Source organism: Paenibacillus albiflavus (assembly GCF_004344915.1).
GTDB classification, from domain to species: Bacteria; Bacillota; Bacilli; order Paenibacillales; family NBRC-103111; genus Paenibacillus_AM; species Paenibacillus_AM albiflavus.
The window spans coordinates 24527-39053 of the sequence record NZ_SKFG01000042.1; the positions used below are offsets into that span (position 1 = coordinate 24527).

The following is a 14527-nucleotide window of genomic DNA, read 5'->3' on the forward strand; positions in this document are numbered from 1 at the left end:
TTATTTACCTACGACTTTCTGTCCGACTGATAATCCCTTGACGATTTGCACTTCCGTTGGCTTCTGAATACCAACCTCAACGTCTACTTCTTGTTTATTGCCATCTTTATCAATAACCTGTACGTAATTGCGTCCACCTGATGAACGAAGGGCAGATGGCGGAATGAGAATCGCATCCTCAATTCGCTGTACAACGAACGTTGCATCTAGCATAGTGCCACGTGTTGCGCCTTCCGGCATTTTATCTACTTCAATAAGCAAATAATCGGTGATCGACTCCTTGTCTGAGCCTCCTCCATAACCCCCAAATGATCCATTACCCTGATTGTTATTATCGGACTTCGGATTTGGAAGCTGCTTCACCTTGCCGTTCACTTTACCAGCGGAATTCATATCAACGGTTACAGGCATACCCAGCGTAATTTTCTTTAAATCTTCCTGATTATTAATCTTGACGCCAATCGTAAGCTCGGACAGATCCGTGATTACAGCTACTGACGAATAGGCTTTCACCGTGTCTCCCTTTTGAACATAGACGCCGAACATCGTGCCTGAGAAAGGTGCAACCAGCTTCGCTTCACTCACCGTTTTCTCCATATCGGTCAGCTTCTCAAGCTTCATTTCGAGATCCAGCTTCTCCTGCTCCAATTGCTCATCGGTTTTCTCGCCGCCGCGGAAAGACTCCTTTAGCGCAAGCTCAGCCTTCTTCTTCTCTAAACGCAGAAGGCGAAGGTCAGATTCAAGGTCAGCAATATCCAGTTCAGCAATGACTTGACCAGCCTCTACTTGTTCTCCTGATTGTACATATACCGCTTTGATCTTCTTATTATCCTGGCTAAAAGAAAGCTGTTCTTCCTTTAGCGACATAACCCTTCCGACCCCTTTGACGGTAATTTCAAGCGGTCCCTTGACTACGTCATGCTCTGGCTTCTTGGAAAGCTTCAGCGGATTGATCGTTGGGAGTACCTCCTCATCAGCCTCTTTAGGCAGTAAAGAACACCCGGATGTAAGTATTAGTGCACAGCTAAGCATACCTGCAAGCAATATTTTGCCCATAGGCAGCTTAGATTTGCTTGATGAATTTCCCGTCCACCATTTCAAGGACATGGTCAGCTACCTCCAATATTGTAGGATCATGAGTCGTCATACATATCGTGACTTTCTCTGTATCGATAATTGAGCGGAATACAGACATAATCTGCGCGCTCATTTGTGAATCCAAATCAGCCGTCGGCTCATCGGCAAGCAAGAGATTGGGGCGATGAACGATTGCCTTGGCAATCGCAACACGCTGCTGCTCTCCACCTGACATTTCGAACGGGCGATGATGCATTCTTTTCTCTAAACCAACTAGCTGCAAGCAATGCCTCACCCGATGTTTCCATAGATGACGCGGTACGCCAGCCATACGCAGCCCAAGCTCTACATTCTCGTAAGCGGATAATAACGGCATAAGTGCAAACGTTTGAAAAATATAGCCAATCTCTCTGCGCCTTACCTCTGTACGCTGATCATCGTTCCACAAATGAAACGGATGATCCCGAAATAACACTTCACCCTCAGTTGGCTGATCCAGCCCACCAAGAATATTAAGCAAAGTTGTCTTCCCTGAACCTGAACGTCCTCTCAGCATAATAAGCTGCTTGGGATATAGTGTCATGTTAATGCCTTTTAGGACATTCAGCTTCTGGCTGCCTACCTGAAAAGAACGTTCAACTCCGGATACGATCATTAGTGGCTTCGTTTCATCCACTGGCTCCTGATCGAATGAAGCATCCAGCTCAAGTTCTTCAGATTCTTTCTCATCTTTGCGTTCTTTTTTGGTTTTCTTGGATTTCTTAGCTTTCTTATCTTCCTTATCCTCTTTGGTTGTTGTATCTGTCTGTATTTGTTCTTCTGTATCGACTACCGCTACAGCCAATTCATCTACTTGTGTTATTTCCACATGATTTGCTTCACCCGCAGATTCTTGGTTGCTTTTATCTTTATGTATGGTACTTCTTACTTTAGACAGCCACCCCATCCGTTCACCACCCTCTCTGTAAAGACACTAGCCCATATACTAGACGGACCAGAACGTCAAAAGGTTTCGTAATTATTACAATTTTGGATCTAGTCGTACAAAAAAATATAGCTTGATCCTTAATTGTCAAATTATACCCCTTCAATTGGAAATTCTATCAAACTATTAGATAAATGGATAGTCTAGTAACGAATCTTATGAATCCAAAGCGGTTTTCTCTTCCAGTAAATTTTTTACATATACATCTATATAAACGTTAAATTTGCATTTATGTTGCAGTCTTTGAGTCGCGAAAAAAAATAAAAAAAGAGCCTCCAGCAGGAAGCTCGCTCTAAGTTTCATCATCATTTTGGCGTATAGAAATTTTGTGTGTAATAAATTCGCATCGAGCCGCCGAAGTCTACTCCAACGCCAAGATATTTGGCATCACTATAAATATTATGGCGGTGATCGGATGAATTGAGCCAGCCGCTGACAGCCTCAATGGCATTGGCTTGACCTGCGGCAATATTCTCGGCTGCGTAGGAATAATGAATGCCTATGGCCTTCATTCGATCAAATGGCGACTGACCTTGTTTATTATCATGTGCAAAATAATCTTGGGTCGCCATGTCCTGACTATGTTGACGCGATGATAATGCCGCAGCATCGCTCCATTCGAACGGTTTCTTGCCTTCCTTAACCCTAACGACATTCGTCAGATCGAATACCTCACGTTCAAAGCTAGTGCGAACCGCATCATTAAGGGCACTATAGCTCTGAACTGTATTTCCGTTCTCGGATGGTCCCGAGCCATCCTCTAATAACTGAATTCCTATGATTTTGTTATTGTTCAATGTGTCAAAATAGTACGTAATTCGCGTCCCATCACTGACATAAGAAGCGGATTCTTTGCTGCTGCGCAAATTTCGGGCATTCTGATGTGCTTGTCTAACTTCCGCTTGTGTACTACTTGGCTTGATCCCAAAATTCGTTGTCCAATTGTTCGCTCCTGTATATAAAGCAACGACATGTGCACCATAGATCCCAATCTGCAAATAATGTGCATAATCCTTGTTATATATGTACCAAGCATATGAATTTTCGCTTGCATCTCGGCGGACAGGCTCACCTAGCTTAGCTATTACCGAATCATCTGTATCTCCAATGGAAATCCCTTCAATCGTAACGGACGGATTACTATTGCCTGTTGACGAATTTGACGCGGCGGATGGCGTCCCTGTAGACATAGGGGTTATCGTAGCCTTTGGATCAGGTAATGGAAAACCAATCTGCCAGCCATCCGGCCCAGGAATCCATTCGAACTCTCTGCCTTCCCAAGATTCTATCGGCACTGTATCAGGCGAAACATTAGGCGCGCTCTTGGTTTGAACCCGGTTATCTGAAGGTGAACAGCCTTGCAGCAACATACCTAGGATCACCGCTGTAAGGAACAACGGTAGCATGACTCTTCGCCTGCGCAGCTTGTTATGTACAAGGAACTGCTCTTTCACTAATCAACCACTCCTATAGACGATAGTGTTTCGTCTTATTGTGAGTTGATTAGCTAGTCGTTATCCATTTATTTTAATAAGTACCAATACAGCACCCAAGCATAATCTACAACGATAAAAAAAGGTATAAAGAAACGAAAATACCATTTCTTCGTTTTATGATGCGCGCTATTCATTCCGATCAGCGAACCGATTCCGCCACCAATTGCGGCAATTCGGAACAATACCTGTTCAGGAACTCGCCTTACCCTCCGTTTGGCCTTATTCTTATCGCTAAGCATAATCGAAAATCCGATTATATTCACAACAACCAAATAAATGAATAGAAACGGAATTTCAATTGTTTCTCGTAAGGCATACGTAATGAACAAAAACAAACCTGCTATTAATACCGTTAATCCTTTATTGTACAATTTCAATACTCCCTATTCTGTCGCTGACAATTTGATCCGAAATAAAAGCAGGATTCGTTCCATCTGCACTTGGCACTGCCTTGATGTAAATACCGCCAATATACGCCTCTTGACTGTCCGTTAACGCTTTATATAGCTCGTCCTGCGAGATTAAACCACCAGCCGCAAGCTCTTTAAGAATATCATAAACAAGCTGCAGGCTCTCCTTTTTCGTTCCATTTAAATTGCCAAGTGTCAAATAAAGCTTGCGATATTGATCATTCGTGTTCACATCGACCGTCAATAACGTGGTTACAGTGTTTGTCTCACTTACCTGCTCCACATAAATTGTCTTCGCATTAGGAACAACAGACTCACTGCCAATAATCGTTACACCCGATATTGTAACTCGATATTTGTACTGAGTGGCGATTTTTTGCACCAGATTTGTAATTCCAGTTAATGTCAGCTTCTTCTTCACTTCGCTAGATGTCTCACGAATGATCCGATTAACGGACTTTACGTCATTATATTGATCTGCATAGTTCCGAATGAAGGTAATCGCTTCTGCACGTGTCAGGAATTGATTCGCTTGAAAGCCAACAACTGTTTTCTCCGTTTTGCCACTAGATAAATTGAGCTCGTATAGCTTCAGAATTGCCGCCTCAACCGTCGGAGGGTCAATTCCTAGTGCATTGTTCATAATAAGTGCTGTGTTCCCTCGACTAATCGGTTTATCCTTAGCTGCTGTATTACTCAATCCTTCAAGCGAGAACCATTGATTGGCCTGAGCGTAATCATAATACTTATTCGCCCAATGATCTTCTTTGCTGCCGCTCGCTTGAAGCTGATAGATGGATAATAGCATTCGTAAAAATTCAGCTTCCGTTACATATCGATTTGGCTGGAACGTTCCATCACCATAACCGACGATTGCGTTCTTGGTAACTCCCCAATCAATTGCACTTGTCGCCCAATAATTGCTTGGTACATCTGTAAATCGATTGTCTTGATCCGCACTGACAGAGCCTGAAGCTGCAAACAAGGAAATACAACAAAACGCAGCAATCAGTAAACTTCTCTTCATCCTTATGCCTCCTACACGTTCATTCGACGTTGATGATCGCGCAGATCCCTCCAGGTGATCATGCGAATATTCTCGCTCTTAATCGTATTTCTAATTTCATCATCCAGGAACAATCGCGCCTCCATATCGCGTTTAGGTGCGTCTGGTTGGATCGCTTTGAGCTCTTCCGTAGCATAGCCTGGATGAATGAATATTTCCGTAATTCCAGCACGCAAACCTTTTAGCATCTGAATCATCCCTTGCTTCATCTCATCGAATGTCTCCCCAGGCGTATAATGGAATGGATGTGTCAGAAGATCATCTATGATCATAATTCCTTTGTGATCTGCCAAAGCAATTCTTGCGGCAGCCATCTGTTGAAGCTCTGGCGGAAGCTCTTCTAACGCCGTTAACCCGCGTGGCAAGCGTAAAGGTAGCTTATAATGCTCGCACGCCTCCAGAACAACCTCCAGATAATCGCGTCCCGTAGCAAGGCCATACAGGCTGCCCATATGTACATCCAAATGTGTTGGGTCTACGCCCCATGCAATCGCCTGCTCAATTTGTTTCTGTATTTCTATCTTTACTTGCTCAGGCTCCGCTTGCAATTCGAATGATAAACAATCCTCTGGAAAAAAGCCCTCATCCGTTATCAGCGAGTTCACATCCGTTAATCTCGTTACTGGCCCCCATTTATAATGATCCCATTCACTAGTAAACGTGAGGTGGACACCAATATCAACCTGAGGATACTTCTTGGCAAATGCAGCCCCTTCCTTCGCCCATGCACAAGGAACCATAAGAGTCGCTGACGATATAGCTCCTGCTAGCAGCAATTCCTCAGCCGCAGCATTCATCGAATGGCACATGCCATAATCATCTGCATTTATAATTAACAATCGGTCATTAGGATCGTAACCCATTTGAACATGCTGTTGCTGTTTTTCCATAACAATCATCTCCTAAAGGAAATTCAACCAATATTCAGATAAAAGTGATTTCCACAACGCGAGGTCATTTTCCTGCTTTCTGGGCAATTTGGTATCAGGAACATTCCCTTGACGCGTATCATAAGCAAGGTTAACATGATTTCATAAATTCGAGAATGGAGTTGAACCTACATCATGGCGATATTGGAATTTCAGAATATAACGAAAAAGAGAGGAAATTCCACCCTTCTTGCTCCTATTCATATGCAGATTCATCCTGGCCAATGTTGTGTAATTCAATGTAATAGTGAATTAGGCAATTTAATCATTCAATTAATCATCGGACAAACTTCTGCTTCTGAAGGATCAATATATTTTAAAGGTAAATTAGTGGATGGCAAAACAATTGCGTCTATGATTCCACAGATTGGAATTGGCTTTCTTAAAGATGGTCTTTACGAGCGATTGACGGTTAAGCAGTACCTGCAATTTTTTCAACAATTATATGGTGTCAAAAGTTCGTTCGATTGGGTCATTGAACAGCTCGGTCTCATCGACAAAAGAAATGTACGCATATCAGAGCTCACCTATTCAGAGCAGCGTAGACTGCAAATTGCACGCATCCTTGTGCATGATCCTGTGCTCGTCGTACTCGAAGAGCCCGAGCAGAACGTCGATCTGGAGAGCTGCATTCTAATCCGAAGCGCAATTGCGAAGTTAAAAGAAGCAGGAAAGGCAATTCTAATCACAACCGCATTCCTAGAAAATGCGATTTCGATAACGAACGATGTCTATCGCTTGAACGAACATGGCTTTAAGAAGCTCGAGATCACTTCTATTTCCGGGGAAATGCCGGGCGATCAAGATAATGACGTCAGCGAGTCCGAAGAACAGCTTACAGAGGCGGTAGAATCATTTCATCCGATGCGTATGGAGAAGATCCCTGCGAAAGTTGAAGATAAGATTATTTTGTTCGATCCGACAGAGATCGATTTTATCGAGAGCAGTGAAGGTGTTTCCACCCTGCATGTTGGTGAAGGTTTATTTCCTTGTGCATTTACGTTGAATGATCTTGAAGAGAAATTAAAGCTATTCGGCTTCTTCCGTTGCCATCGATCTTACATTGTAAATTTGCAGAAGGTTCGTGAAGTGATCACTTGGACGAGGAACAGCTATAGTTTGATTTTAGATAACAAAGATAAAACCTCGATCCCACTCTCAAAGGGAAAATTCGATGAAATGAAGCGAATTTTAGGGTTTTAATCAGCTCTATTACTGCTCCATTCAGCGTCCGAATTGCATCATTCAGCTCCCCTGGAACTCTTTTCATCCCTTATATAATGCGGGTTCTAGCCATATCCTCTAATATTGGAATCAGCAAGTGAGTCCAAACGGAAAAGGGGAATGAACGATGGAAACGATCATCGACGTAAACGGCTTAATGAAGTCGTTCGGTAATAAAACAGCACTTAAAAATATTCAATTTACAATTAATAAAGGTGACATATTCGGTTTTCTTGGACCAAGTGGATCAGGTAAAACAACAACCGTTAAAATCCTAACTTCACAAATTCTTCCAACATCAGGAAGCGTGCGTGTGTTTGATAAAGTGCTCAACTCAGCAAATGATTCCAAGCATATGAGTCGAATTGGAATTCTAACCGACAACAGTACGCTATATGAACGACTAACGATTTACGATAATTTAGAGTTATTCTGCAAGCTATATGATGTGCCAACTCGAAGAATTGATGAAGTGCTTGAAGCGGTCAACCTTTCTTCTGAGCGCAAGACTGTCGTCAAGAATCTGTCCAAAGGGATGAAGCAGCGCGTAACACTAGCTAGAGCCATTTTACATAAACCAGAACTGCTGTTCCTAGATGAACCAACTTCTGCATTAGATCCTGTTAATGTTCGCCAAATTCACGAAGTATTGCGGAATTTAAATCGTGAGGGTACGACCATCTTCCTAACGACACACGATATGGAAGAAGCCGAAACCTTATGTAACCGTGTTGCATTCATTCATGATGGTAAGATCAGCGCATTAGACACACCTGAGAACTTGCGCCTGCAATATGCCAATAACACCATTACCTGCTTGCTTAAAGATCAAGGGAAAGTTATTGTACAGCAAGATGAAGAAGGTGCGAGACGCATCCATGATTACATGACATCAGGCAGACTACTTTCGATCCACTCTAATGAACCGACACTTGGCGATATTTTTGTTCAAATAACTGGAGGTAAATTACAATGACATTTTCAATGAGAAGATTTCAAGCAATCGTAGGCAAAGAATGGAAAGATGCGGCGAAGAATCCGCAAGTCTTATTGATGGTTGGTATGCCTATATTTTTCGCCTTCTTATTTAGCAAAATGGGGCAAAATTCAATGGCGGGACTAGCGTCATCTATCCTGATGGCTCTAGTGATGTCAGGTGCTTTTATCCAAGGAATGACGGTTGCGGAAGAGAAAGAGAAGCACACTTTGCGTGTTCTCATGCTGTCACCAGCTACTGCTACTGAAATTCTAATGGGCAAAAGCTGTCTAACCGCAATTTACACTTTAATATCCATTGTTTTATCGATTTTCGTGTCAGGCGCAACACTTACCAATATTCCAGCACTTGCGCTCATGATCGCTCTATTGCTTATCATCTTTATTGCTCTTGGCACCATTATTGGTCTTCTGTCACGTACCGTTTCAGAATCATCGATCGTAGGTCTACCTGTTCTTCTCCTCTTTATTATGGGACCCCTCTTTGCACCAGCGCTCAAAGTTGATTTGCTTACAACGATTGTTTCCTATTTGCCAAGCGATCACTTTATAAAAGCGATGCTCGAACTTGTATCTGGGGGAAGCTTCGGTGATATTAGCGCTAATCTTATCAATATGGGAATTTGGGTGGTCGTTTCCCTCGTTCTAGCTGCGATTGTCTATTCAAGGAAAAGATTCGATAAGTAATTGTAACTTTTATCCAACCATTCTCGTTTAAAAGGTTGTATGAGACGAATGAAATCTCATCAACCTACAGCTAAGAGGAGTGGTAGATATGAATTATCGCAAAATAATAATGATGACCTTACTGATGACAACAGCTCTTTCGTTAGGTGCATGCAGTACCGTGCAGCCTTCTGCAACTGGTGCACCTACACCTCAGCATGAGACGACCAAGCCGCCTATCACAACTCCTGTACCTTCAACTCCGGCTGCGAGTAACGAAGCTGTGACCGAAATCCAAGAAATCCTAAATCTCGCTAAGGAAGGTAAGATCGCGAACTGTGAGTTCCCCTTAGAGAAAGGCATGTTCGATGATTTGGAGCAAGCTTGGGGCAAACCAGATACGAATGAATTTGCAGGCAAGGCGATGTATGCCACATATAAAACCAAGAACATCGTAGTTGGCTATAACAAAGGAGTGCAGATTATCGATCTGAGATCTGACAGCTCCGATATTCGCAAGCTTACGCTCGAAGACATCTTGCAAGCACTTGGGGAAACGAAGGATATTCGGAGTAATGAAGGGGAGACCATTTATGTCTACCCTGCAGGCAAGGACTACGAGCTTAAATTCATCGTACCCAAACCTACTAAACAAGCACCAAATCCACATGTTGACCATATATCCGTGTTCTATCCACGCGGAGCTGTGAACTTAATGGCCGGCTAAATTCTATAATACAAACAAAATCCCTCACGATGAGGGATTTTTGCATTTTAATAGAAAAATCTACGTCTTTCATTATGGAATGGTCTTCTTCTGCCATCTAGCAAGACAATCGCTAGCAAATCGAACAAGACTAAGGGAATAATAAATGGTGCAAAAAACCAGGAAGTATAAGCCTTATTCTTATCCCTATTACCAGAATTGACTTGCAGATATACTTTGTCTTGGTCTAGTCTCACAATTGTTCCTTCATACATTCCTTGTCTCGTCGTGATCTGGACTTGCTTATTCATATATCTCTGACATTCTAGATAATTTGTGTGACGATTCATATTTATCACCCTCTTTTCTATCGCAGCTTATAATATTCTATGATTCAGTTGTCTGAATGTGTGGGTGAAGAGACTTTTATTATAGAATAATAGTGCAGGGTTTAGATGGAATCGTTTCGTCTAATAGGTGGAGAGGAGGGAGAAGCGATCGAAGAACACGTTCTTATCGAGCGTATATTGTCAGGCGATCAACGTGCTTTTGGTCATTTGGTGAAACTATATCAAACGTATATATATAGACTCGTATTTTCTGTCGTCAAGAATCACGCTGATGCTGAAGATATTACTCAGGAAGCCTTTGTACAGATTTATCGATCTCTCCCTCAGTACCAATCCAAAGGGCTCAAAACCTGGATGAGTCGTATCGCGATTAATAAGGCGATTGATCATCGTCGCAAAACGAATCGCCTACGAGAAGATACAATGCTTGATTTAGTCCAGCTTGCTTCTCCCAATCTGGAACATCAACATGAATCTCCAATCGAAGAGCAGTTATTAACCAAAGAGGCTAGGCAGCTTGTCCATGCACACCTGCAAGAAATACCTGACAATTATCGCGAAGTCGTTCAGGCTTATTATTTTGATCATAAATCTTATCAGATGATTGCCGAAGAGCAGGGAATCACAACCAAAACAGTGGAATCCAAACTATACCGAGCTAAACAATGGATGCGTAAACGATGGAAGGAGGAGGATTTTGAATGAGTCATTATGATCAGCATATGTGGGGTAGGTATCTGCAAGAGGAGCTTGATGCGGATACATCCATCGCTCTCGAACAACATTTATATGAATGTGATGAATGTTTAGAAGCTTATACAACCTATTTAGAGCTTCATCCCTCATCCATACCTGCTCCACATAATAGCACTCTTTTGGAAGATAGCATTATGACGGCTGTATTTGGCTCTCCTGTTAGGCAGGATGAACAAGAAATTACTAGTAATCAGCCACTACATAAGGCAAAATCGACTAGAATGGAGCGATGGAGAACGTTACGTAACTATCTCGTTGCAGCAGCAGCTACCATCATTCTAATGGTTACAGGTATTTTTAATGGATTATTTAAGCAAGTGGATGACTTAAAATCTCGAACTGCCGATCGGCAAACTTCGATTTCAGAAAAGCTAGTCGAGCAAACCGTATCCTTTTTCAATGACATGCAACCCCATGATAAATATCAATCATCTAATTAATATAAAGGAGGCTGCCGTATGATTCCCGTTCAAGGATTTACTTCATATTTTCTCGCGCTATTTCCAGGGCTCGGACATCTATATCTGAGACGCCCAGGTAAAGCGTTCGCTTATGGCATACCATTTTGGCTTATTGTAGTATTCTTTTTCTTCGCTTATATTACCCATAATACCAGGTCTTTTCTCAGTGCATTATTCTATGTGGATGTCATCCTATGGTTCATTTGCTTCATTGATACCTTGTTCAGTATTCAAAAGATAAATTCAACTGCATTTAAGCAAATGCAGATGCAAATGAGTTCGCAGCAACCAGCCTATGCACAACCAAGCTACGATGATCCGCTCGCTGCTCCAATGTACGATGGTCATAACAGTACAGAACCATACGATCCAGAGAGATCCAAAGTTCTTCTATTATCGTTCATACCTGGATTAGCACATTTCCACCTAGGACTCATGCAGCGCGGGCTTTCTATTATGGCATTATTCTTTGGCATTCCAATCTTTATTTTCTTTGTCGTAGGTATGACACGAGGAAATGCCTTTCTTGCATTCTTGTTCGCTCTGCCAATCATTCTGTTCTATGCCATGTATGATGCATTCGAAATTCTAAAGCGTAAGCAAATCGGTATGGAAAATGTGGATCGTTCCTTTTTTGAAGATATGTATCAGAATCGAGGAAAACATAAGAGTCGCACTGTCGCAACATTACTCTCTATTTTTCCAGGGGCCGGACACCTCTATATAGGGATGCAAATGCGCGGCATTCAGCTTATGATCGCCTTCATCCTATCGCTCTACATGCTCGATGTGCTGCGTTTCTCTGTTCTGCTGTTCCTGATTCCGATTCTCTGGTTCTTCTCCTTCTTCGACGCCCTTCAAGTTATTACGAGAATGGATCGTGACGAAATTATCGATAAGCCAATTGTGAGCGGTCTAACCCATTACCATCGCTGGTTAGGGATTGCACTATTACTTCTTGGAATATATGTCATTATTGATCGCATAAGCCCGGTTATGTTTCGCTATTTTCTGGATAACGAAGCCTATTCTATATTCCGTCAATACTTTGATATCGCCATCGTCTCGCTCATTCTGATCATCAGTGGAATAGTCCTATTATTCCGCAGGAAAAAGCTATAGGCTACTTGACAATCTAGTAAAATAGGACTAATCTATTAATAGAATCAAATATTTTCCAATAGAATCATATTGATAAAGGCAAACCCATTGAAAGATGGCGACGCAAAGCTACAGGGGCTAAGACGAAATTTCCGTTATGCCAGCCAGTTACCGGTATTGAAGATTAACGTTATTACGTTATTTTAACCCTTCTTTACTAGGTAAAGAGGGGTTTTTTATTATTATATGAACTTAATAGCAAACCTAGTGATAAAGGCAAATCCATTGAAAAGTGGAGACGCAAAGCTATAGGGGCTAAGACGGTATTCCCGTTATGCCAGCCAGTTGCCGTTTAGGAGAATAGGCCCAAGAGCCCTTTCCTATCGGTGAAGATTTATTTAATCAACCGAATTATAGGGAGGGTTTTCGTCATGAAACGCCTACTTACCGCTATTCTAGCGATTACAATGATTCTAGCAACTTTCATAACAGCACCAGCACTAGCTGAAACAACAAATAATGATCTTGTTAACAAACTTGTTGTTCTACCAACAGGTGACTATAATACCAAAGAAGCAAATGCGATGATGGATCGTTTAGCAAAAATTCCAGCTCCTCTGCTTAATAAACTAGTGAATAAGAATCTCAAGGTTAAACTCGTAAACGGTCAAATTACTGATGAACCTGAATTCGCTCAATACAAAGGTGTAACGCCAAGAGGCTGGGAGAATACAGGACTTACTTGGGACGATGTTCCTGGCGTAAGCACTAATAACGTAATTGTTCGTATCGGCTACAGTAAGAAAGGCCACGGCCATAACTGCCAAAACTTAGAGCTACATGAAACTATGCACGCAGTAGACCGTATGGCTCTTAACGAAATCAGTGCTACTGCTGAATTCAAGGAACTTTGGAAAAAAGAAGCTAAAATCAACTACGATGGTGACGGCTACGTATCGGTATATCCAACTGAGTACTTTGCAGAAGCAGCAAGCTTGTACCTTCTAAATGATAAAACTCGTGAAGGGCTTAAGAACGATATGCCACTAACATATGATTTCATGGACAAGCTATTCACAAACATATAATACAGCATACAAATAAAGTTCCCTCGATACCGTAAGGTAAGGAGGGAACTTTTTGAATTATTTATGGGTATACGCGATTCGGTAGAATCTTCTCCCAGTTCTCGAACTGATCGCTATTTCTCTTGTAATCATGATAGTTAGTTGCCTCTAATACTTCTCTGTAATACCATTTATCAGATGTATTATCTGGCCATTGCTTCGTGTCTGCATGAATACCATCTTTATCTACCTTACGATTTAGTACACTGTTAATGAATGCCATTGCTTCTGCGCGTGTAATCAGTTGATCTGGTCTGAATGTCTTGTCTGCATAACCTTTGATCCAACCTTTGTTCGCAGCTGATGCAATATACTTCTCTGCCCAATGACCTTTGATATCTGTGAAGAAATTATTCTCTCTTAGATCAAGCTCATCAAACTTAGAAGCGATTGTAGCAAACTCTGCTCTTGTAATCGCCTTGCCTGGCGCAAATGTGCCATCCAAGTATCCGCTAATAACGCCTGCATTACTCATCGTTGAGATGTGCTTGTTCGACCAACGATCCGCACTTACATCTGTAAATGTGTTCTTCGTTGAGAAATAATCATCACGGCTATCATCTTCCATCAAGCGATAGAAGATCGCTGCTACCTCTTCACGACTAATATTGTTCTCCGGCTTAATCGTTCCATCCGGGTAACCTGCAATATAATCAAAGTGAAGATCCTTCTCTAACTTCGGTGGCACCGCTGGCAGCGGTGGTAATGCTGGTAGTGGCGGCAATGGTGTAGTTGTAGTGCCTCCGCCTGTGTAGTTATTGTCGTCGTCTCTACCACCACCATTATTGTCGTTCTTGTTGTAGTAGAAGCTGTAAGACTGTCCTTCTGTTTTCGAGAATGTATACTTGTCGCTTGATCTAGTTGGTGTGTAGCCTGTAATAGACTTAGCAGTTAGAGTAATCTCTTTACCTGCCTCACCTGTTGCAGAAGTTGGAGCTACTAGTACTCTATTCGTCCCAGCTTCTAGGTAGTTGATGGTTAGAGTATAAGTGGGAGCTTGGTTTTTGGTGTAATAAAAGATGTGTTCTTGAGTCTTACTATTTGTTACGATATAATTTTTGCTTTCATTTGTTACGGTATATCCAGGTATAGATGGAGCTGTCAGGATACTTCCTACTTCTTGATCTTCCATAGTCGCTGGATCTAATAATTCCTCGTTTGTACCTTCTTCCAAGTA

The 14527-nt window shown here is 42.0% G+C and carries 16 protein-coding genes and 2 riboswitches; of the genes, 8 read left to right on the plus strand and 8 right to left on the minus strand.

Going from position 1 to position 14527, the window contains the following annotated elements; all coding sequences use genetic code 11:
- The 6 genes from E0485_RS22765 to E0485_RS22790 form a co-directional block, all read right to left on the minus strand.
- Positions 1-1107 (minus strand): efflux RND transporter periplasmic adaptor subunit, encoded by a 1107-nt coding sequence (locus E0485_RS22765; RefSeq protein WP_132420354.1) that lies wholly within the window; start codon positions 1105-1107, stop codon positions 1-3.
- Complete coding sequence (locus E0485_RS22770; protein ID WP_132420355.1) at positions 1064-2023, minus strand: ABC transporter ATP-binding protein; 960 nt, start codon at positions 2021-2023, stop codon at positions 1064-1066. The genes E0485_RS22765 and E0485_RS22770 overlap by 44 nt, the downstream gene beginning before the upstream one ends.
- Before the next feature lie 344 nt (positions 2024-2367).
- Positions 2368-3516, minus strand: a complete 1149-nt coding sequence (locus E0485_RS22775) for a CAP domain-containing protein (protein WP_132420356.1) — start codon at positions 3514-3516, stop codon at positions 2368-2370.
- A 68-nt stretch (positions 3517-3584) separates the two neighbouring features.
- Positions 3585-3929 carry a DUF1294 domain-containing protein gene (locus E0485_RS25615; protein ID WP_132420357.1) on the minus strand — a complete coding sequence of 115 codons (345 nt, stop codon included), beginning with the start codon at positions 3927-3929 and terminating at the stop codon, positions 3585-3587.
- Complete coding sequence (locus tag E0485_RS22785; protein ID WP_132420358.1) at positions 3919-4995, minus strand: S-layer homology domain-containing protein; 1077 nt, start codon at positions 4993-4995, stop codon at positions 3919-3921. Before E0485_RS22785 ends, E0485_RS25615 begins: the two co-directional genes overlap by 11 nt.
- Before the next feature lie 11 nt (positions 4996-5006).
- Complete coding sequence (locus E0485_RS22790; RefSeq protein WP_207911041.1) at positions 5007-5924, minus strand: polysaccharide deacetylase family protein; 918 nt, start codon at positions 5922-5924, stop codon at positions 5007-5009.
- A 174-nt stretch (positions 5925-6098) separates the two neighbouring features.
- Between E0485_RS22790 and E0485_RS22795 the strand changes: the two genes are divergently transcribed.
- The 4 genes from E0485_RS22795 (at position 6099) to E0485_RS22810 (ending at position 9576) form a co-directional block, all read left to right on the plus strand.
- Complete coding sequence (locus E0485_RS22795; RefSeq protein ID WP_132420359.1) at positions 6099-7166, plus strand: LytTR family transcriptional regulator DNA-binding domain-containing protein; 1068 nt, start codon at positions 6099-6101, stop codon at positions 7164-7166.
- Positions 7167-7314: 148 nt separating this feature from the next.
- The gene (locus E0485_RS22800) at positions 7315-8163 is read left to right on the plus strand and encodes an ABC transporter ATP-binding protein (protein WP_132420360.1); all 849 of its coding nucleotides are present in this window, start codon (positions 7315-7317) and stop codon (positions 8161-8163) included.
- Entirely contained in the window at positions 8160-8870 is a 711-nt protein-coding gene (locus E0485_RS22805; protein ID WP_132420361.1) for an ABC transporter permease, read from the plus strand. The genes E0485_RS22800 and E0485_RS22805 overlap by 4 nt, the downstream gene beginning before the upstream one ends.
- 88 nt (positions 8871-8958) lie before the next feature.
- Positions 8959-9576, plus strand: a complete 618-nt coding sequence (locus tag E0485_RS22810; RefSeq protein WP_132420362.1) for a YjgB family protein — start codon at positions 8959-8961, stop codon at positions 9574-9576.
- A 47-nt stretch (positions 9577-9623) separates the two neighbouring features.
- On the opposite strand, the gene E0485_RS22815 is transcribed toward E0485_RS22810, so the two are convergent.
- Complete coding sequence (locus tag E0485_RS22815; protein WP_235857683.1) at positions 9624-9866, minus strand: hypothetical protein; 243 nt, start codon at positions 9864-9866, stop codon at positions 9624-9626.
- 144 nt (positions 9867-10010) lie between these two features.
- Here E0485_RS22815 and E0485_RS22820 point away from each other — a divergent pair, with 144 nt between their 5' ends.
- From E0485_RS22820 to E0485_RS22835, 4 genes are all read left to right on the plus strand, one after another.
- Positions 10011-10610 (plus strand): RNA polymerase sigma factor, encoded by a 600-nt coding sequence (locus tag E0485_RS22820; RefSeq protein WP_235857684.1) that lies wholly within the window; start codon positions 10011-10013, stop codon positions 10608-10610.
- Complete coding sequence (locus tag E0485_RS22825) at positions 10607-11101, plus strand: hypothetical protein (protein WP_132420364.1); 495 nt, start codon at positions 10607-10609, stop codon at positions 11099-11101. Before E0485_RS22820 ends, E0485_RS22825 begins: the two co-directional genes overlap by 4 nt.
- Before the next feature lie 18 nt (positions 11102-11119).
- Positions 11120-12244 (plus strand): hypothetical protein, encoded by a 1125-nt coding sequence (locus tag E0485_RS22830; protein WP_132420365.1) that lies wholly within the window; start codon positions 11120-11122, stop codon positions 12242-12244.
- A gap of 67 nt (positions 12245-12311) precedes the next feature.
- Positions 12312-12399: riboswitch (cyclic di-GMP riboswitch) on the plus strand.
- Positions 12400-12488: 89 nt separating this feature from the next.
- A riboswitch (cyclic di-GMP riboswitch) is annotated at positions 12489-12576 on the plus strand.
- Between the two features lie 78 nt (positions 12577-12654).
- The gene (locus E0485_RS22835; RefSeq protein WP_132420366.1) at positions 12655-13311 is read left to right on the plus strand and encodes an anthrax toxin lethal factor-related metalloendopeptidase; all 657 of its coding nucleotides are present in this window, start codon (positions 12655-12657) and stop codon (positions 13309-13311) included.
- 61 nt (positions 13312-13372) lie between these two features.
- Here the strand turns inward: E0485_RS22835 and E0485_RS22840 are convergent.
- Positions 13373-14527, minus strand: a 1155-nt coding sequence (locus tag E0485_RS22840; RefSeq protein ID WP_132420367.1) for an S-layer homology domain-containing protein, incomplete at its 5' end; no start/stop codon positions are given.